Consider the following 19,157-nt stretch of genomic DNA (forward strand, 5'->3'; position numbering starts at 1 on the left):
GGATTTCCCTTGAAACGCAGGGTCCCGGGACGCGTGATCTCTGTCAGGATGGACCAATGGCAGCACACTACGATGTCCTGATTGTGGGCGGCGGCATCGCCGGCCTGTCCCTCGCGTCCGCGCTCGCCGGCCGCTGCAGCGTTGCACTGGTGGAGGCGGAGCAGGAGTTGGCGTACCACACGTCCTCCCGCTCCGCCCGCCAGCTGATTCCCAGCTACGGGCCGCCCGTGGTGCAGGAGCTCACCGTCCGGACCCTCGAACTGCTCGCGGCCCGCGACGCTGAAGCGCCGGAAGCGGTCCTGGCACCGCGCAGTTTCATGCTCGTGGGCTCGGCGGAGGATGTTGCCGCCGAGGCCAGCGGACATATGCAGCCCATTGCGGTGGACCGTGCCCTCGAGCTGTGTCCGGCCCTGAAGCCGGGAACCTTTGAAGCCGCCGGACTTGATACCGGCTCCTTTGGCTGCAATGCGCCCCTTCTGCTGGAGGACCACCGCAAGCGGGCGCTCGCCGCCGGAGCGGACATCATCACCGGCGCCCGCGTGCATTCGGCACAGCGGCTGGGTTCAGGGTGGCAGGTGGGGGCCGGCGCCGAGGGCTTTGAAGCCGCGGTACTGGTCAATGCGGCAGGTGCCTGGGCCGATGAGCTGGCGGTGCTCAGCGGCGTCGAGAAGCTGGGCCTCCAGCCGTACCGGCGCACTGCGGCGATTGCCGCCGTCGACCATCCCCTGCCCGCTGCCACCCCCATGGTGGCAGCGGCGGACAACACTTTCTATTTCCGCCCCGACGGCCATGACGTGCTGATTTCCCCATCGGAGACGGTGCCCAGCGGGCCCGAGGACGCACGGCCCAATCCAGGTGATGTGGAGCGCCTGGTGGAGAAGCTCAACGCGTTCACCAGCCTGGGGATCACCGGAGTGCGCCGGGCCTGGACCGGCCTGCGCACCGAAGCCGCGGACGGGGTGCCCGTAGCCGGGTTCGACGCTGAAGCGTCCGGGTTCTACTGGCTCGCGGGCCAGGGCGGCTACGGATTCCAGACGTCGGCGGCGCTGGCGGAGTTCGCCGCCGGCCAGATCCTTGCGGGGCTGGGCTCTTCCGGCGGCGCCGTCCCTGCCGATGGGGCTGTGGACCGTCCGGAATCCCGGACAGCGCAGGCCCTGGCAGCCACGCGCTGGTCCGTCAGACGCTGAAGAATGATTTCATGAGCACCTTGATCACCAATATCGCCGAGCTGATGACGCAGGACCTGGAACACCGGGTCCTGAGGGGCGCGGCGGTGGTGGTCGAGGGTGAACGGATTTCCTGGATCGGGGCTGCGGCCGATGCTCCCCCGGCGGATGAAGCCGTCGATGCCGGCGGCCGGGCCATGCTGCCAGGATGGGTGGACTCCCACAGCCACCTGCTGTTCGCCGGGGACCGCACCGCAGAATTCGAAGCCCGGATGGCCGGGGAGGCCTACGCTGCCGGTGGCATCGCCGTCACCATGAACGCCACGCGCGCCACGTCCGATTTCGATCTCACCCGCCTGGCCATGGGGCGGGTTGCCGAAGCAGTCTCGCAGGGCACCACCTACCTGGAAACCAAGACCGGCTACGGCCTGGACGTTGAGCACGAGGCCCGGAGCGCGCGTATTGCCTCCACCATTGCGGACCAGGTGACCTACCTTGGGGCACACCTGGTTCCAGCCGGGCAGGACCCGGAGGAATACACAGACCTGGTCTGCGGGCCGATGCTCGCTGCGGTCCGCCCTTATGTCCAGTGGGCCGATGTGTTCTGCGAGGAGGGTGCGTTCAACGCCGAGCAATCCCGCCGTGTGCTCATGGCCTGCCGCGAGGCCGGCCTGGGCCTGAGGGTCCACGGCAACCAGCTCGGCGAGGGCCCCGGCGTACAGCTGGCCGTGGAGCTTGGCGCGGCCAGCGTGGACCACGTGAACTACTTAGCCGCGCAGGACGTGAAAGCCCTGGCGTCGTCCTGGTCCGGCTGGGACCCGGCCGTGGGAACGGGGGAGCGTGGCACCGTTGCCACGTGCCTTCCTGCCTGCGACCTCTCCACCCGCCAGCCGTTGGCTCCCGCCCGCGAACTTCTCGACGCGGGGGTGCAGGTGGCACTGGCGTCCAACTGCAACCCCGGCACGTCGTACACCAGCTCCATGGCTTTTTGCGTGACAACGGCAGTGCTCCAGATGCGCCTGAGCGTGCACGAGGCCGTCCGTGCCGCTACCTACGGCGGTGCGCTGGCGTTGCACAAGGAAGCCGGCCGGGACACCGACGGCGAACGCGCCGTGGGATCCATCGCCGTCGGACACCGGGCCGACCTGCACCTGTTGAATGCGCCATCCGCGACCCATCTCGCTTACCGGCCCGGGATGCCATTGACGTACGCTGTGTGGCGGGCGGGGGTGCGGGAGCGTTAGCGGGACTCCTGCTGTATGATTGTTCCTGATCTTTTCCGTATGGTTAGAATCAGGAAACGTCATCCCGAAGCGGTGGCTGATGTATCGAAAGGCCCGCTTGCATGACACGCACCGACCGGCTGACAGCGATTCTGGACCTGCTCGCCAGGACCGGCCAGGTAGAAGTCGACGAGATCGTCAGCACCCTCAACGTCTCCCCTGCCACGGCCCGGCGCGACCTGGACAGCCTTGCCAAGCGCCGCCTGCTGACGCGGACGCGCGGCGGTGCCACCGCCGGCGCCCTGGCGTATGACCTGCCCGGACGTTACAACCGCGACGACCATGCCGAAGCGAAGGAACAGATCGCGCAGTGCGCCGCGGCCCTAATCCGGCCGGGCGCCGTCATTGGTCTCTGCGGAGGCACCACCAGCACCGCGCTTGCACAGATCCTGGCCACCCGGGAGGACCTGAATGCACCCTCCAACCAGCCGACGCTCACGGTCGTAACGAACGCCATCAACATTGCGGGCCAGTTGGCGGTCCGGCCCAATATCAAGGTGATGGTGACAGGCGGCATCCTCAACCCGCGATCGTATGAGCTCGTGGGCCCCTACACGGACATCATCATGCAGAAGGTGGTGCTGGACATCGCCTTCATCGGTGTCAACGGCATCGACCCGGAGGTGGGACCCACCAACACGGGGGAGGGCGAGGCCTCCGTCAATGCCCTGCTGGCTTCCCGCGCCCGGGTGTCCTACGTCCTGGCTGATTCCTCCAAAGTCGGCGTGCGGGCCTTTGCCACGATGGACGGGTACGACTTCACCCGCCTGATCACCGATTCCGGGATCTCTGCGCGCGACAAGGCAGCCTTTGAAGCCAACGGCACGGAAGTGATCGTGGCACCTGCCTGATACTCCCGGGAGGCTGGGGGGAGTTCCGTCAGGCAGGATCCAGAAACTGAAGGCAAGATGGGAACATGCTGGTTCCCTCCCGCCGTCGACTGCGGCTCGAAGTCTGGATCGTCCTGGGACTGTCCCTGGGCCAGTCCGCCATCTACTCCGTGGTGCAGCTGCTCGACAAGATGACCCGCGCCCCGCTGGCCGAGGGCACGTCCACCCTGAACCGCTCGCAGAGCACCCGCGAGTATTTCGACCTGACGTACCAGCTGCTCGACATCATCTTTGCGCTGGTTCCTGTGCTGCTGGTTCTCTACTTCCTCACCGACCAGCGCCAAGCTTCCCCCGGCGACGCACGGAACTCCGGTTCAGCATTCCAGAAGCTGGGGTTCAACTTCGCCCGGCCCGGAATGGACCTGCTGCAAGGCCTGGGGCTGGCCGCGCTGATTGGGATACCGTCCTTGGGGCTCTATTCGGCCGGCCGGGCGCTCGGCATCACCACAGCCATCATCCCCAGTGCCCTGGACGCCTACTGGTGGACCGTTCCAGTCCTGGTCCTCTCGGCGATGCGCCACGCGGTGCTCGAGGAAGTCATCGTGGTGGGGTACCTGATGGACCGCTTCGGCAAGTTCGGCTGGAGCACGCCACTGGCCATCGCCGTGAGCTCCGTGCTGCGTGGCAGCTACCACCTTTACCAAGGCTTCGGTCCCTTCATTGGCAACGCTGTGATGGGGGTGGTCTTCGCCTGGCTCTATACGCGCACCAAGCGCGTCATGCCGCTGGTCATCGCCCACGCGCTGCTGGACATCGTGGCATTCGTCGGCTTCAGCCTCTTCGGCAAGGCCGTGGGGCTGGGGTAGCTGAACAGCTATGGCCGCCGCGGTCTGCCGGTCCCGACTGAACGACCGCTGGGCGGTGGTCCGGCCTGCAGTAGCCCTAGTTACGGGTTCTTGTTGATTCCAGGCATGCCTTCGTGAAGTCTTGCAGCATGGGCGGGGGACTACGACACGGATTGGCCTTGGGGAGTGCCGTCTTGGCGTTGGCCGGATGTTTGCTCACCGGGCGATTGTGGAGCATCCATGAACAAACGTCGGACTGGGTGCTCTGGCCTCGAGAGGTTCCTTCCAAAGTCCAGTTTGCCGGGCGCGAGTACAACTGCGCTCCTGACCCGGAGCCCGCACGGACTGATGTTTCCCTCCTGACGGTCCAAGGCAAAACCGCCGGTGGAGCCGACATCCTCGCCGCGCCCTCCTCCGACGAGGCCCGAGTATTCATCGTCGTGAGAACTGCCGAAAGAAATGTTGGCTGCGGCCTGCTGGGCGGCCCCTAACTCCGGCCACGGCCTGCGCGCTGTTTTCTGCCCTCACATCAGGTGCAGCAGCAGCTGCCAGTCCGCCTGCGGGTCAGCGGGCAGCTCGTAAAACCTGGCATGGAACTCATCCCACAGGGGATCCGCGGGGCGAAGCTCGCCGGGGTCCAGAAGGTCCTCACTTGGTGGTTCTTCGACAGGAGGATCAGACCACGGCGGCATCGATGCGAGGAGCTGCTGCCACTGCCCGTCCTCGACTGGCCCGGTGGCCCCCAATTCAACCCCTGCCACAACGGCACCCCGAACAGCGTGCGCCGGCAGGCTTCCCGGTGGCCAGTGGGTTGGTTCTGAATCCTGCTGGTCGGGGTTGTAGTGGCGTCCGGTGGGTGAGGTCCAGCCCGGTGGGTCCTTGCTCGTGGCCGGATCGGGGGTCCATTGGCTGTGGTGTTTGAGCCGATGGTGTTTGGGGCAGAGCTGTGCGAGGTTGCTGGTTCCGGTGGTGCCGCCGTGTTCCCACGCTTGGAGGTGGTCTGTTTCGTTGTCGGGGGTCTTGTTGGTGCAGCCGGGGAAGGTGCATTGGGCATCGCGCAGCCTGATCCAGTGTTTGATGGACCCGGTAAGCCGGTAGTTTTTGCGGCCGATTTCCAGGTGTGCACCGTCCCGCGGGTCGACCAGGACCCGGTAGAACGACTCCGCCCCGCCGGCGACGAGTCTGCGGGCCATCGATGCAGGGATCGGGCCGAAACCATCCAGCTCTGCTGGTTCGTCGGTGAGGCCGAGGAGCGAGAACACGGGCACGGTGACCAGCACGTCGGCCCGCGGGATGGGGACCTTACCGATCTCTGTGACAGCCTGTGTGCCCGAACTCTGCGTGCCCGAACTCTGCGTGCCCGGGGCGCCGGGATCGGGCACGTCTTCGCCGGCGCCGGCGGCGGTTTCCTGGACGCCGGACGTCATGCCGGCGCCGAGGAGGAGGCTGGCGGCGATGTCGGGGCGGAGTTGGGTGAGGGTTCGGGGTTCGTTGGTGCCTTGGAGGCCGCGGGCGGTGGCGGTGGTCCGGTTCCAGATCGCGCACGCGGTATCGCCGCGAAGGTAGAGGGAGACCCAGGCCATGCCGTCCCGGTCCGGGGTGTACTCCATCCGACGGTCCGCCACACCCTTTACATGGCGCTTCTCGATCGATTCCGGATGATGGCGCTCCCGCCAGCCCCGGACCTTGGCCCGGAACCGGGACGGGACCAGTTCACCGGGCGCGGCACCCCGGGCGGCATCGGGCGCGGCAGGGTCGAAGAAATGCGCCACCAGCCCGGCAGCCCCGACAGCGTCAAGGCCTTCGGTTTCGTCCGCGACAATCCGTGCATGCTGCCACGACACGTCCCCGGTGGACAGGGCCTCGAACACCAGCGGCAGGGCACAAATCCGGCGGGACTGCTCCACCAACGCGCCCGCTGCCCCGGAACTAACCGTCAAGACCGCAGCGATCTCCTCCACCACCGACATCTGCGCGTACGTGCGGTCCTGGACCGAGGCGTCCGGCGGGGTCATCGCCTCCTGGAACCCGGCGGCGTCGGCGGCGTCCCGTGCCTTCACCCCTGCAAGCTGCGCCTCCAAACGGGACGTAAGCTCCAGCCGCTCCAACCGGATCTCATAGCGCCGCTGCAACACATCCACACCAGCACCAACACCGAAACCAACATCCAAACCGGATGCCAGGGAAGCGTCCTCCCGCTCCAGCGCATCCAGGGCAGCAACAGAGGCACGAACACCCTCCAACATCACCCCAAGACCACCGCCGATTCCCATACCCACAGCATCCAACGGGGGTCTGACAATTACAGATCAAACCGGTGGCGCTGCCTGCGCAGGTGAGCCGGCGCACCGAAGCGGGCCGCCGTCGTCGTACGTTTTCGACGCGAAGGTTGCATGCCGCAGCCCAAATGTGTGGCGCGAAAAAGAGCACGCGTGGCGTAGAAAAAGACGCGACCCTCAGCCACCGCTTAAATGGATTCGGCCGCCATTGGGTGGTGACGCCGTTGTCACCACCCAATGGCGGCCGAAGTTTGCCCGGGCACAACCCGGGGACCTCCCCGGAGTGGTCCGGGAGGAATGGGAAGGGTCAGATGGTGACGGCTCCGTTGGCGGTCTCAAAGGTGACCGAGAGGATGCCCGGCGTACCGTGCGGGGCCACCCATTCCACCGCAACGTCCTCGAGCGGCTTCTCCACGGGCTCACCGAGCCACTCGGTGACGCGCGAGGCGGAACCGGCGATGGTCAGGCAGCTCATCTTGAGGTTGCTCTCGTAAGCGTGGGACGGGTGGAGGGAGGGGTCGCCCTCCCACTTGAGCATGTACGGCACCTGGGGATCGGCGATGAGGCCCAGGATGCCAATTTGCTTCCAGACCAGCTCGCGGCCGTCCGGGAACTTGCGGTTGCCGTTCACGGCAGCGCGGCCCAGGCGTTCCTCGAAGGGGGCGAGGTCGTCCACTTCGACGCACCAGCCCATCCAGCCGCCACCGGCAGCGGAGCGGGCACGCACTGCCTGCCCGAACGGTGCCTTGTCCGACGCCGGGTGGTCAAGGACCTCGACGACTTCGAGGTACTTGTGGCCCGCCAGGGGGATGATCATATTCCGGGTTCCGAAGCGGGGGTGTACGCCACCCTTCACTGCCTCAACGCCGAGGGCAGTTGCAATACGTTCGGTAGTGGCCGCGAGGCCATCGTGTTCACAGGCGTAAGAGACGTGATCCATGCGCATGCGAACATCTTGGCACTTTGTGATCGGGCTCTCAGCTAAGGGTACCCTTACTGGCATTTTGGGTGGCCGCCGTCCCTGTCCAAATGCCCCTGGGCCTGCGCCAAGACCATGTTCGTCACAATGCTGTCCGGGCCGGATTGAAGTTCCTAGACTGGGCCCAGGTCATGAGTGCCAGCGCCAAGCCCCGGCTCGCTGGCCGGCAACCCTCCATCCGCGGTGGGGTGCCCCGGGTGAGGACCAGGCTGTCCGGCAATGGCCGGAGAGCAAGCGCGGCCCGTGGTGCTCCCAGCATGCCGGGCCCATGTCATAGGAGACTGAGATGTCCAACGGATGGTCCTTCGAAACCCGCCAGATCCATGCCGGCCAGGAGCCTGACAGCGCCACCGGAGCCCGCGCCCTTCCCATCTACCAGACCACGTCCTTCGTGTTCCCCAGTGCCGAGAGCGCGGCCAACCGCTTCGCCCTGGCCGAACTTGCACCCATCTACACCCGCATCGGCAATCCCACCCAGGACGCCGTCGAGCAACGGATCGCAAGCCTTGAAGGCGGCCTGGCGGCATTGCTGCTGAGCTCCGGCCAGGCCGCGGAGACGTTCGCAGTGCTGAACATCGCCGAGGCAGGCGACCATATAGTGGCCAGCCCCAGTCTTTACGGCGGAACCTACAACCTGTTCGCCCACACGTTGAAGAAGTTCGGCATCTCGGTGACCTTCGTGGCTGATCCTGACAACCTGGACCAGTGGCGCGACGCCGTGCAGCCCAATACCAAGCTCTTCTTCGGTGAAGTGGTGTCCAACCCGCGCCAGGACGTCCTTGATATTGAGGGCATCTCCGAAGTGGCGCACCAGGCCGGCGTGCCCCTGATCGTGGACAACACCCTTTCAACCCCCTACCTGATCCGCCCATTGGAGTGGGGCGCGGACATCGTCATCCACTCGGCCACCAAATACCTGGGCGGCCATGGCTCGGCCATCGCCGGCGTCATCGTCGATTCCGGCAGGTTCGATTTCGGCAAGGACCCGGAACGGTACCCCGGCTTCAACACCCCGGACCCCACCTATAACGGCCTGGTCTACGCACGCGACCTCGGCGAAGGCGGCGCGCTCGGCGCCAACCTCTCCTACATCCTCAAGGCCCGGGTGCAGTTGCTGCGCGACCTTGGCTCCGCGGTCTCGCCCTTCAACGCGTTCCTGATTTCCCAAGGCCTGGAGACCTTGAGCCTGCGGGTGGAGCGCCACGTTGCGAACGCCACGGAGGTTGCGCGCTGGCTGGAGGCAAGGGACGACGTCGAATCCGTCGCCTACGCGGGGCTGCCGTCCAGCCCCTGGTACGAGCGTGGCCGCAAGTACGGGCCAAAGGGAACGGGCGCCGTGGTCGCCTTCAACCTGGCCGGCGGCGCGGAAGCCGGCAAGCGCTTCGTCGACGCACTCGAGCTGCACTCCCACGTGGCCAACATCGGCGACGTGCGCTCCCTGGTCATCCACCCGGCGTCGACCACGCACAGCCAGCTTTCGCCGGAGCAGCAGGTTGTGGCCGGCGTTCACCCGGGCCTGGTCCGGCTTTCCGTCGGTTTGGAGCACATCGACGACATCCTGGCTGACCTGGAGGCAGGCTTCCGGGCCGCCAAGGGCACCGGCGCCTAGACCCAACCGCGAGGGCGCAGCACGTGCCGGCCGGCAAGCCGGGAAGTCACAACCAGTCATACTCTTGGCCTGGAGCGGGGGGTGTTTCGTACACTCGAACCAGGTCATGAGTGCCAGTGACAGCCCCGGCTTGCTGGCCGGCAACCCTCCATCCGCGGTGGGGTGCCCCGGGTGAGGACCTGGCCTGCCGGTCAGACGACGGCGGGCAAGCGCGTAGAAGAGGTCTTGCCATGACGGTTACCGTCGCCCGAACCGCCATCCCTGAACACGGAATTGTCCGTTACGCCTCCATCGGGGGACTGGAACTCGAAGCCGGAGGCTACCTCCCGGACGTCACCCTGGCCTACGAAACCTGGGGCACGCTCAACGCGGACGCCAGCAACGCCATCCTGATCGAGCACGCACTGACCGGCAGCACCCACGTGACCCGCGGCGACACCGACGAAGAAGGTTGGTGGGAGCAGCTGGCCGGCCCTGGAGCCCCCGTGGACACGGACCGTTTCTTCGTGGTGTCCATCAACATCGTGGGCGGCTGCTACGGGTCCACCGGGCCGTCGTCGCCCGCGCCTGATGGGAAGCCCTGGGGCTCCAGGTTTCCCCTGGTCACGCTGCGCGACAGTACTGTTGCCGAGGCCCGGCTGGCGGACCAGCTGGGCATCAAGAGCTGGTTCGCCGTCCTGGGCGGCTCCATGGGCGGTGCACGGGCCCTGGAATGGGCTGTGACGTACCCGGACAGGGTGCAGCGCTGCGCCGTGATCTCCGTCGGAGCCGCCAGTACTGCCGAACAGATTGCCTTCGCCCAGGCGCAGACCCTGGCCATCAGGCAGGATCCCAACTTCAACGGCGGGGACTACTACGGCGGCCGGAGTCCGGAAGAGGGACTGGCCCTCGCCCGCAGGATCGCCCACATCACCTACCGGTCCGCCACCGAGCTGGAAGGCCGTTTCGGACGGGAACCCCAGGCGCCGGAATCGCCACTGCGGGGGGAAGTCCTGGCCTCCCGCGGCCGCTACCAGGTGGAAAGCTACCTGGACCACCAGGGCAACAAGCTGGTGAAGCGCTTTGACGCCAACAGCTATATTGCCCTGACCGAAGCGCTGATGAGCCACGACGTCTGCCGGGGACGGGGAACCTTGGCCGAAACCCTTGCCGCATCCACGGCACGGTTCTTTGTGGCCGCCGTCGACTCCGACCGGCTCTATTTCCCATCGCAGTCCCACGAGCTTGCCCAGGCCCTGCCCGGGGACGTGGATGTCCACCTCATCCGGGCGCCGATCGGGCACGACGGGTTCCTGACCGAAATTGGACAGCTGGGCAGCCAGCTCCGGAGCAGCTTCCTGGCGTAGCCGCCGCCGGGAGGACGGCCGGCAATGTGCATTCCTGCAGATGCCTTCTGCACTATTTGGCGTTGAGGTTGCACCGCGGGCAGACCATACTCAATCGAATCCGGTGTCCGTGGTGTGCATCACACCCCGGGCCCCATCGACTGGTCCCCGTGGCGTCGACGACGACGCCGAAGGAGTTCGCATGAGTACGGAAAGCTCCGCCGCAAGGCGTACAGAGGAAACCGACGTCAAGGCCTCAGGCCTGAAGAAAGTGGTGACGGCGTCCATGGCCGGCACGGTCGTGGAGTGGTATGAATTCTTCCTCTACGCATCGGCCGCCACCCTGGTGTTCGGGAAGGCCTTCTTTCCCAACGCCGGCACCGAACTGGACGGCATCATCGCCGCCTTCCTCACCTATGCCGTCGGTTTTGTCGCACGCCCCATCGGCGGCATCGTCTTTGGCCACTTCGGCGACAAGTTCGGCCGCAAGCAGCTGCTGCAGCTGAGCATCATCGTGGTGGGCGTCTCCACCTTCCTCATGGGCTGCCTGCCCACCTTTGGGCAGATCGGCTACTGGGCGCCTGCGCTTCTGGTTTTCCTCCGGTTCGCCCAGGGCTTCGCCGTGGGCGGGGAGTGGGGCGGCGCGGTCCTCCTCGTCGCAGAGCACAGCCCCAGCAAGTCCCGCGGCTTCTGGGCCAGCTGGCCGCAGTCGGCGGTGCCGCTGGGCAACCTCCTGGCCACGGCCGTATTGTTCGTCCTGTCCTCCACACTGACCCAGGACGCGTTCCTGGGCTGGGGCTGGCGCGTGGCGTTCTGGCTCTCCGCCGTGATCGTCCTGATCGGCTACTACATCCGCACCAAGGTCAACGACGCCCCCATCTTCCTGGAGGCCCGTAAAGAAGTGGACGCCGGCCACAAGGGCTACGGCGTGGCTGAGGTGTTCCGGCGGTACCCGCGCGGCGTCTTCACTGCCATGGGCCTGCGCTTTGCGGAGAACATCCTGTATTACCTGGTGGTCACGTTCTCCATCACGTACCTAAAGACCGTTGTCCAGGCCGACACCACGCGGATCCTCCTGCTGCTGCTTGTTGCCCATGCCGTCCACTTCTCGGTGGTCCCCATGGTGGGCAAGTTGTCGGACCGCTTCGGCCGCAAGCCCGTCTACATGGCCGGCGCCGTCATGGGTGCCACCTGGGGCTTCTTCGCCTTCCCCATGATGGACACGAAGAACGACTTCGTCATCCTGGCGGCGATCATGATCGGCCTGGTGTTCCACGCCTTCATGTATGCCGGGCAGCCAGCCATCATGGCGGAAATGTTCCCCACCCGGATGCGCTACTCCGGCGTCTCCCTGGGGTACCAGGTGACGTCCATCGTGGCGGGTTCCCTGGCCCCGATCATCGCTGCCTCGCTCCTGGGCACCTACAAGTCCTCCGTCCCGGTAGCGGTGTACCTGCTCATCGCCTGTGCCATCACCGCCGTCGCGGTCTTCTTCCTGAAGGAAACCCGGGGCATCTCGCTGCACGATGTTGACGCTGCCGACGCCAAGGGCACGGCAGACCTGCTCGCTGCCAGCAAGAAGTAGGCCCATGAAAGCCGCCGTCCTCTACTCCACCGTTCCCGCCCCGGCCGCCGCAGGGTTAAAGCAAAGCTATGCCGAGTCGCGGCCGCTGCTGGTGCAGGAACTGGACCAGCCGGAGCCGCGCACCGGTGAACTTGGAGTTTCCATCACCTACTCGAGCCTGTGCCATTCGGATCTGTCAGTGGTGGACGGTTCCCGCGTCCGGCCCCTTCCCATGGCACTGGGACACGAGGCCGTGGGGCGGGTGGTGTCCGTAGGAGACGGCGTCTCCGACGTGTCCGTGGGTGACCATGTGGTTTTGGTGTTCGTTCCCAGCTGCGGCCAGTGCCGGGCCTGCCTGGCAGGCAGGCCCGCGCTCTGCCACCGGGCAGCTGAGGTGAACGGATCCGGAGACCTGCTCCACGGTCCGGCGCTGTTGCGGACGCCGGAGGGCGGCCGCATCAACCATCACCTGGGCGTATCCGCCTTCGCTGACTACGCGGTGGTTGCCCGGGAATCAGTGGTGGTGATTGACGACGACGTCCCGGACACAGTCGCTGCGATGTTTGGTTGCGCCGTGCTCACCGGAATGGGAGCGGTGTTCAACACCGCAGGAGTCGGTCCCGGCCAGTCCGTGGCAGTGTTCGGGCTGGGCGCGGTGGGCCTGTCCGCCGTGATGGCAGCCCGCCTCGCCGGGGCCGCCAGCGTCATCGCCATCGATCCCAACCAGGGGAAGCACCAACTGGCCCGCGACGCGGGGGCCACCGCGGTGGGGACGCCGGAGGACGCGGGACGGCTGATCGGGGAAGCAGCCGGCGACGGCGTCGACGTTGCCGTCGAGGCGGTGGGCTCGGCCGCTGTGATCGCGTCCTGCCTCGAGCAGGTCACCAGGGGTGGCGCGGTGGTCTCGGTGGGCCTGCCCCACCCGTCCGCCGAATTGACCGTACCTGCCCTGCAGTTCGCCGGCGCCGGCAAGCGGCTGCTGGGCTCCTACATGGGTGACGCCGTTCCCGCACGGGACATCCCCAAGTACCTGGCGTACTGGCGGGAAGGCAAGCTGCCCGTTGAGCTGCTGCACACCGACACCCGGCCACTCAGCGAGATCAACGAGGGCCTTGATGCGCTCGCAGCGGGACAGGTAGTGCGGCGGCTCTTCCAGGCCTGAACCGTCGCGCCTGAACCGTCGGGCCTGACTCCTCAGGCCTGACCCGTCGGACCGGATCTTCAGCCGGCGAGCAGCACAGAGCGCTCCTTCACCTCGTCCTTCAGGGCCGCGATCACGGCCTGTACCCGGACCGAGCGGAGCGATTCCGGCCTGGCAACGGCCCAGATGGGCAACTGGCGCTCAAACTCACCGGGCAGCACGGGGACGAAATCTTCGCGGTCTCCCACCATGAAGTTCGGCAGCAGCCCTATGCCGGCGCCCTGGCGCACCGCCTCCACCTGGGCGAACACGCTGGTGGCCTGGAAGCTCGTCCTGGGCGTCGGAAGCTGCGATGACCAGCGGGGCCCAAGCTCCGCCACCTGGAGCGCAGACTCCACGTAGGAGACGAACGCGTGCTGCCCCACGTCGTCGAGCGTTTCCGGGAGGCCCTGCTGCGCGGCATAGCCGCGGCTGGCGTAGAGGCGCAGGTAGTAGTTGCTCAGGAAGATGGTCTGGGCGGTGCTGACGTCGGCCCGGCCCACCACGATCTCCAGGTCCACCCCTGACCGGTTCTGGCTGACTTTCCGGGTGGCGCTCAGCATTTCAATGTTCAGCTGCGGGTTCTGCTGCTGGAGCCGCACCAGCGACGGGGTGACAAACACGGCTCCCACTCCGTCGGTGGTGGCCACCCGCACCAGGCCGGCCAGGGCACTCTGGTCCTGGCTGATCAGGCCTGACAACGAGCCAAGAGTCCTTTCGATCGCCTCCGCCGCCTCCACTGCGGACGCACCGAGCTGGGTCAACTCCCAGCCGTGCGGGCTGCGTTCCAGGGTCCGGCCGCCCAGCTGTTTGTCCAAGGCCAGGATGCGGCGGGAAATGGTGGTGTGGGTGGTGCCCAGGGTCTCGGCCACGGCGTTGAACCGGCCCAGGCGCGCCACCGTCAGCAGGATGAGCAGGTCGTCGGGGCTTGGCAGCCGTCTGGAGTCCACGCGTAGCCTTCCTCTTGTGTGCATCGATGCACAGAGCGTCTGTAATTTTTCCCCTTGATTGCACTCTAGCAAGGTGTGATCGTAGACACAGGCATGCCGGCAGTAACGCCGGAATGGAAGCAAAGGAGCTTACGCATGGCAGTTATCGGATGGATCGGCCTGGGGAACATGGGCGGCCACATGTCAGTGAACCTGGTGAAGGCCGGGCACGACGTGCGCGGGTTCGACCTCAACCCCGCGGCACTGGCAGCCGCCGAGGCAGGTGGCGTCAAGCGCGCAGCCAGCATCGCCGAAGCCGTGCACGGCGCGGACGCCGTGTTTACCATGCTGCCCAAGGGCGAACACGCCCGGGCCGTATACCTCGGGGAGGACGGCGTGCTCAAGCACGCGGATACCCGCACGCTGCTCATCGACTCCTCCACCATCGATATCGCCTCCGCGCAGGAACTGCACGACGCCGCTGCTGCCGCCGGCTTCCGCTTCGTGGACGCCCCGGTGTCCGGCGGAATGAGCGGCGCGGAAGCAGGGACCTTGACCTTCATGGTGGGCGGCGAAGAGGGCGCCGTCAAAGACGCCTCGGACTACATCGGGCCCATGTCCGGAAACATCATCCCCACCGGCGGCCCCACCACGGGCCAGGCGGCCAAGATCTGCAACAACCTGATGCTCTTCATCAACCTTGCCTCCACCGCGGAGGGCGCTGTCCTGGCTGACCGGCTGGGCCTGGACAAGCAGGTCTTCTGGAACATCGCCTCGGTCTCCTCGGGAGACTCTTGGGCGCTCCGGACCTGGTACCCGGTCCCCGGCGTGGTGCCCACGGCGGCGTCCAACAACGACTTCGCACCCACCTTCACTACCGAGCTTGCCAACAAGGACATCGGCCTGGCCATCAGCGCCGCCGAGGACACCGGCACGCCCCTGGAAATCGGCAAGCACGTCCAGCAACTGTTCCAGCGGCTCATTGACGCCGGGGACGCAGGCAAGGACTGTTCCATGATCATCAAACTCGTGGACGGCTCGCTCCAGCCAGCCGACCAGGCACCGTCCAACTAAACACGCCGCCCAACTGGCCACACCGCCAGCACGGCAGGAAAAGAGACTCCCTTGGAAACCATCCCGCACTACATCAACGGCACCCGCGTCACCGATGCCGACCGTTTCGGCCCGGTCTTCAACCCCGCCACCGGCCGGCAGGAAAAGCAGGTGGCGCTCGCCTCCGCAGCCCGGACAGAGGAGGCCATCGCGGCAGCCCGCGCCGCGCTGCCGGAATGGCGCGCCACCAGTCTGGCCAGGCGCACCACCATCTTCTTCAAGGTCCGCGAAATCCTGACCCAGCGCAAATCGGAACTCGCTGCGATCCTCACCAGCGAGCACGGCAAGGTCCTCTCCGACGCCGAAGGTGAAATTGCCCGCGGCTTGGAAAACATCGACTTCGCCACGGGCTTGTCCCACATGCTCAAAGGCGAACGCTCGGAGCAGGTCTCCAGCGGCATCGACGTCCACTCCGTCCGCCAGCCCGTTGGCGTGGTGGCGTGCATTACTCCGTTCAACTTCCCGGCCATGGTGCCGCTGTGGATGATCGGCAGCGCGCTGGCGTGCGGCAACACGGTGTTGCTGAAGCCCAGCGAGAAGGATCCGTCCGCCGCCGTCTTCATCGCCGAAGCCTTCGCCGAGGCGGGACTGCCGGCCGGCGTCCTGAACGTGGTCCAGGGGGACAAGGAAGCCGTCGACGTCCTGCTGGAGCACCCTGAGGTGAAGGCAGTCAGCTTCGTCGGCTCCACCCCCGTGGCCCAGTCCATCTACAAACGGGCTGCCGAGCACGGCAAGCGGGTGCAGGCCCTGGGCGGCGCGAAGAACCACATGGTGGTGCTTCCCGACGCCGACCTGGACATGGCCGCCGACGCTGCGGTTTCCGCCGCCTATGGTTCCGCCGGCGAACGCTGCATGGCCGTCAGCGTCCTGGTGGCCGTCGGACACATTGCCGATGACCTGGTCAAGGCGATCTCCAGCCGCATGGCAGACCTGAAGATCGGTGCCGGCACCGATCCCGCTTCCCAGATGGGTCCCCTGATCACCGCGGAACACCGGGACCGGGTGGCGTCCTACGTCACGGGAGCCGAAGGCGAAGGTGCCACCGTGGTGGTGGACGGCAGCTCCCAGCAGTTCGACTCCGACGGGTTCTTCATCGGCGTCAGCCTGGTGGACCACGTCAAGCCGGGCATGAAGGTCTACGACGACGAGATCTTCGGCCCGGTCCTGTCGGTGGTCCGCGTGGACACCTACAGCGACGCGGTACAGCTGGTCAATGACAACCAGTTCGGCAACGGCACGGCCATCTTCACCCGCGACGGCGGGGCGGCACGGCAGTTCGAGTTCGACGTCGAGGCAGGCATGGTGGGCGTCAACGTCCCCATCCCGGTCCCGGTGGGTACGTTCTCGTTCGGCGGCTGGAAGAACTCACTGTTCGGCGACACCCACATGTACGGGCCCGACAGCATCCGGTTCTACACCCGCGGCAAGGTAGTCACCACCCGCTGGCCGGACCCGTCCACCTCTGTGATCGACCTTGGCTTCCCGCAGGTGGACTAGCCAGGTGCACTGAGCGCGACGACCAAGCAACAACAGGCCGGGGACCGTCATTCGGTCCCCGGCCTGTTGTGTGCAGGTGTTGCTAGCCGTTCATGATGTCGCCACGGCGCTTCATGTACTCCTCCATGGACAGCTCACCGTTGCTGTACTGCTGGTCCAGTTCAGCGAGCTTCCGCGCCCGGTACCCCTGGGGAGCTGCCGGCGGCGGCGGTGCAGCCGGTCCGGAGGAGGGCTCGTGTCCATAAGGCTGCTGCCCGTAAGGCGGTTGCTGGGGCTGCTGCTGGAACGGGGGTTCCTGCCCGAATTCCTGCGACGGAGCGTCGTAACGGGGGTCCGCCATGGGCGGCTGCCCGTACTGGTAGGGCGGCAGCTGCTGGCCGCCAATGGGGCCCTGCGGCTGGCCGGGCTGGCGGAAGCCGCCGGAGAAGTAATCCTGCTGGGTGTAGCCGTCACGCGGCTGGTTGCTCTGCGGCCCGGCGGAGCCAGGGAACTGGCCGTAGCCAGGTAACTGGTTCGGACCGGGGAACTGGCCCGGCAGGCCCTGGTCCCGGTCCCGCCGGGCCATGGAGCGCCGGTACGCCCGCATGGCCATGGGGACAACGAAGGACAGGATGATAATCCAGAAAAACAAGCTGCTCACGGTGCCGCGCCTCTCGAGTGTTGTCCTTCCAGCGTAACCCCGGCAGCCTTACCGGCGGCTGGGTTCGGAGGTTCCCAGCGGACCCTCGCCCGAACCCATCGGAACGCCCGGTCCAAAGACGGGACCCGGCGTCGGACGTTTTGCCGTGATGCCGTCGCCGGAGGACTGGTGGCGCAGGCGGCGCAGCACCCATGGCACGAAGTATTCCCGCGCCCATACCAGGTCGCCGCTCCTTGCCTCGCGCCAGGTCCGGGGCGGCAGCGGCATAGGCTGCAGGGGTTTCAAGGAGTGCTCCACGTTGAGCGCGTCCAGCACCATGGCCGCGATGGTGTGGTGGCCCAGGGGGAGAAGTGCAGCCTGTCCTGGTCCCACATCTGCGGGTCGCTCAACTGCCGCAGGGACCACATGTCGGCAATGACGGCGTCGTGCCGGGCCGCCACCGTCCGCAGGTTTTCGTTGTAGATGGCCACCTTGCTGCGGATCCTGCCCAGCACCGACGACCCCGTGTCCGGCCCGTTGAACAGGACCACCGTGGCGCCGCCCGTGGAAAGGATCTGGACCACGGAATCCAGTTTCTCGGCCAGCGCGTCCGGGTCCCCGCCAGGGCGGATGAGGTCGTTCCCGCCCGCGGACAAGGTGACCAGGTCAGGCTTCAGGTCAAGGGCGGGTGCCAGCTGCTGATCCACGATCTGCTGCAGCAGCCTGCCGCGGACGGCAAGGTTGGCGTAGGCGAAGTCCGGCTGGGTGCGGCCCAATTCCTCCGCAACGCGGTCGGCCCAGCCGCGGTGGCCACCGGGGCTTGAGGGTTCGGGGTCGCCGATGCCCTCGGTGAAGGAATCGCCCAGCGCCACGTACCGGGTCCAGGGATGGGAACCGGCGGGCGAAGGAGTAGTGGAAACGGCACTTGCATCAGTCACGGTCCTATCCTGCCTTCCGCTCCGCTGCCTACGCGAACGTAGGTTGTTACTTTCGGGTAACTGTAAGAATGGAAACCATGACTGACGCCGAAGTATTTCCTGCCCCCGTTGTCCTGTGGTCCCATCCGGAAGACCAGCGCGCCGGCAAGCCGCTGCTGGTGCTCCTCCACGGCTACGGAGCCAATGAGCAGGACCTGCTCAGCCTGGCCGACATGCTGCCCGGGGACTTCGCCGTCGCGTCGCTGCGGGCGCCCATAGCCATGGGCCCCGGCTTCACCTGGTTCCCGCTGACGGCCTCGATCGAGTACTCGCTGGAACGGGTCAAGAAGGCGTCCGCGTATGTGCTGGAGTGGATCGACAGCATCCGCGCCGGGCACCCGTCCGTCACCCTGCTGGGTTTCTCCATGGGCATGGCCATGGCCACCACGCTCCTGCGCCAGCGGCCCACGGACTTCGCCGCCGTCGTCGGACTCTCAGGGTTCGTGGTGGACGCCGCCGGAGACCCCAGCTTCAGGGACGACGAACTGGACGGCACCGTGCCCATGTTCTGGGGACGGGACCAGCAGGACCCCGTGATCACCCAGGACAAGATCGAGTTCACCATGGGCTGGGTGCGCAGGCACGTCAAGCTCACCAAGGTCCTATACTCGGGCATGTGGCACGGCATCAACCAGCAGGAGATTGGGCACGTGGGGGAGTTCCTCACGCATGAGGTGCTGAACAAGTAGAACGGACGACGGCGGCGCGGCGGCCGGGCGCTTAGTCCGCCGTGGGTGCCACGACCCGTATGGTCTGGCCATTGACGTCGACAGTGTCCCCGTTGTGCAGCTGCCGGCCCCGGCGGTCATCGATCTCGCCGTTGACCTTGACCAGCCCGTTTTTGATGAGCTCCGCCGCCTCCACCCCGTCCTCGACGAGATTGGCCAACTTCAGCAGCTGGCCGAGCCGGATCATGGTGTCGCGGATGGGGACGTCCTCAATGGGGTTGCTCATAGAGCAAT

16 protein-coding genes, 1 pseudogene and 2 riboswitches are annotated in these 19,157 nt (G+C 66.6%); of the genes and pseudogenes, 11 read left to right on the forward strand and 6 right to left on the reverse strand.

The window, feature by feature from the left end; genetic code table 11:
- Positions 1-56 precede the first annotated feature (56 nt).
- The 4 genes from NIBR502770_RS04030 (at position 57) to NIBR502770_RS04045 (ending at position 4,145) form a co-directional block, all read left to right on the forward strand.
- Positions 57-1,187, forward strand: a complete 1,131-nt coding sequence (locus NIBR502770_RS04030) for an FAD-binding oxidoreductase (protein WP_141181108.1) — start codon at positions 57-59, stop codon at positions 1,185-1,187.
- 11 nt (positions 1,188-1,198) lie between these two features.
- The gene (gene hutI, locus NIBR502770_RS04035; protein ID WP_141181109.1) at positions 1,199-2,410 is read left to right on the forward strand and encodes an imidazolonepropionase; all 1,212 of its coding nucleotides are present in this window, start codon (positions 1,199-1,201) and stop codon (positions 2,408-2,410) included.
- A gap of 101 nt (positions 2,411-2,511) precedes the next feature.
- Complete coding sequence (locus NIBR502770_RS04040) at positions 2,512-3,300, forward strand: DeoR/GlpR family DNA-binding transcription regulator (RefSeq protein ID WP_141161066.1); 789 nt, start codon at positions 2,512-2,514, stop codon at positions 3,298-3,300.
- 65 nt (positions 3,301-3,365) lie between these two features.
- Positions 3,366-4,145, forward strand: coding sequence for a CPBP family intramembrane glutamic endopeptidase (locus tag NIBR502770_RS04045; RefSeq protein WP_141181110.1), 780 nt, complete (start codon positions 3,366-3,368; stop codon positions 4,143-4,145).
- 503 nt (positions 4,146-4,648) lie between these two features.
- On the opposite strand, the gene NIBR502770_RS04050 is transcribed toward NIBR502770_RS04045, so the two are convergent.
- The gene (locus NIBR502770_RS04050) at positions 4,649-6,397 is read right to left on the reverse strand and encodes an HNH endonuclease signature motif containing protein (RefSeq protein WP_141181111.1); all 1,749 of its coding nucleotides are present in this window, start codon (positions 6,395-6,397) and stop codon (positions 4,649-4,651) included.
- 313 nt (positions 6,398-6,710) lie between these two features.
- Complete coding sequence (locus NIBR502770_RS04055; protein WP_141161063.1) at positions 6,711-7,349, reverse strand: VOC family protein; 639 nt, start codon at positions 7,347-7,349, stop codon at positions 6,711-6,713.
- A gap of 160 nt (positions 7,350-7,509) precedes the next feature.
- Positions 7,510-7,625: riboswitch (SAM riboswitch) on the forward strand.
- Positions 7,626-7,668: 43 nt separating this feature from the next.
- On the opposite strand from NIBR502770_RS04055, the gene NIBR502770_RS04060 reads away from it, so the two are divergent.
- From NIBR502770_RS04060 to NIBR502770_RS04075, 4 genes are all read left to right on the forward strand, one after another.
- A complete protein-coding gene (locus NIBR502770_RS04060; protein WP_141181112.1) occupies positions 7,669-8,991 on the forward strand; it encodes a bifunctional o-acetylhomoserine/o-acetylserine sulfhydrylase in 1,323 nt (440 codons plus the stop codon).
- Positions 8,992-9,093: 102 nt separating this feature from the next.
- Positions 9,094-9,209, forward strand: a riboswitch (SAM riboswitch).
- Positions 9,210-9,221: 12 nt separating this feature from the next.
- Positions 9,222-10,337 carry a homoserine O-acetyltransferase gene (locus tag NIBR502770_RS04065; protein WP_141181113.1) on the forward strand — a complete coding sequence of 372 codons (1,116 nt, stop codon included), beginning with the start codon at positions 9,222-9,224 and terminating at the stop codon, positions 10,335-10,337.
- A 181-nt stretch (positions 10,338-10,518) separates the two neighbouring features.
- Positions 10,519-11,901 (forward strand): MFS transporter, encoded by a 1,383-nt coding sequence (locus NIBR502770_RS04070; protein WP_141181114.1) that lies wholly within the window; start codon positions 10,519-10,521, stop codon positions 11,899-11,901.
- Positions 11,902-11,905: 4 nt separating this feature from the next.
- Positions 11,906-13,042 (forward strand): zinc-binding dehydrogenase, encoded by a 1,137-nt coding sequence (locus tag NIBR502770_RS04075; RefSeq protein WP_141181115.1) that lies wholly within the window; start codon positions 11,906-11,908, stop codon positions 13,040-13,042.
- A 59-nt stretch (positions 13,043-13,101) separates the two neighbouring features.
- Here NIBR502770_RS04075 and NIBR502770_RS04080 read toward each other — a convergent pair whose 3' ends face one another.
- Positions 13,102-14,034 carry a LysR family transcriptional regulator gene (locus tag NIBR502770_RS04080; RefSeq protein WP_141181116.1) on the reverse strand — a complete coding sequence of 311 codons (933 nt, stop codon included), beginning with the start codon at positions 14,032-14,034 and terminating at the stop codon, positions 13,102-13,104.
- A gap of 111 nt (positions 14,035-14,145) precedes the next feature.
- Here NIBR502770_RS04080 and mmsB point away from each other — a divergent pair, with 111 nt between their 5' ends.
- Together mmsB and NIBR502770_RS04090 are read left to right on the forward strand one after the other, a co-directional pair.
- Positions 14,146-15,063, forward strand: coding sequence for a 3-hydroxyisobutyrate dehydrogenase (mmsB, locus tag NIBR502770_RS04085; RefSeq protein WP_141181117.1), 918 nt, complete (start codon positions 14,146-14,148; stop codon positions 15,061-15,063).
- A 51-nt stretch (positions 15,064-15,114) separates the two neighbouring features.
- Positions 15,115-16,599: a CoA-acylating methylmalonate-semialdehyde dehydrogenase gene (locus tag NIBR502770_RS04090; RefSeq protein WP_141181118.1), complete on the forward strand. Its 1,485-nt coding sequence runs from the start codon at positions 15,115-15,117 to the stop codon at positions 16,597-16,599.
- Between the two features lie 82 nt (positions 16,600-16,681).
- On the opposite strand, the gene NIBR502770_RS04095 is transcribed toward NIBR502770_RS04090, so the two are convergent.
- Together NIBR502770_RS04095 and NIBR502770_RS04100 are read right to left on the reverse strand one after the other, a co-directional pair.
- Positions 16,682-17,239 (reverse strand): hypothetical protein, encoded by a 558-nt coding sequence (locus NIBR502770_RS04095; RefSeq protein WP_141181119.1) that lies wholly within the window; start codon positions 17,237-17,239, stop codon positions 16,682-16,684.
- Positions 17,240-17,287: 48 nt separating this feature from the next.
- A pseudogene (locus tag NIBR502770_RS04100) lies at positions 17,288-18,156 on the reverse strand (SGNH/GDSL hydrolase family protein).
- Positions 18,157-18,233: 77 nt separating this feature from the next.
- Here NIBR502770_RS04100 and NIBR502770_RS04105 point away from each other — a divergent pair.
- Positions 18,234-18,884, forward strand: coding sequence for an alpha/beta hydrolase (locus NIBR502770_RS04105; protein WP_141181120.1), 651 nt, complete (start codon positions 18,234-18,236; stop codon positions 18,882-18,884).
- Between the two features lie 31 nt (positions 18,885-18,915).
- Here the strand turns inward: NIBR502770_RS04105 and NIBR502770_RS04110 are convergent, their stop codons facing one another.
- Complete coding sequence (locus NIBR502770_RS04110) at positions 18,916-19,149, reverse strand: RNA-binding S4 domain-containing protein (RefSeq protein WP_141181121.1); 234 nt, start codon at positions 19,147-19,149, stop codon at positions 18,916-18,918.
- Positions 19,150-19,157: the final 8 nt, after the last annotated feature.

Origin of the sequence: Pseudarthrobacter sp. NIBRBAC000502770, from assembly GCF_006517815.1 — a bacterium.
Lineage (GTDB): Bacteria > Actinomycetota > Actinomycetes > Actinomycetales > Micrococcaceae > Arthrobacter > Arthrobacter niigatensis.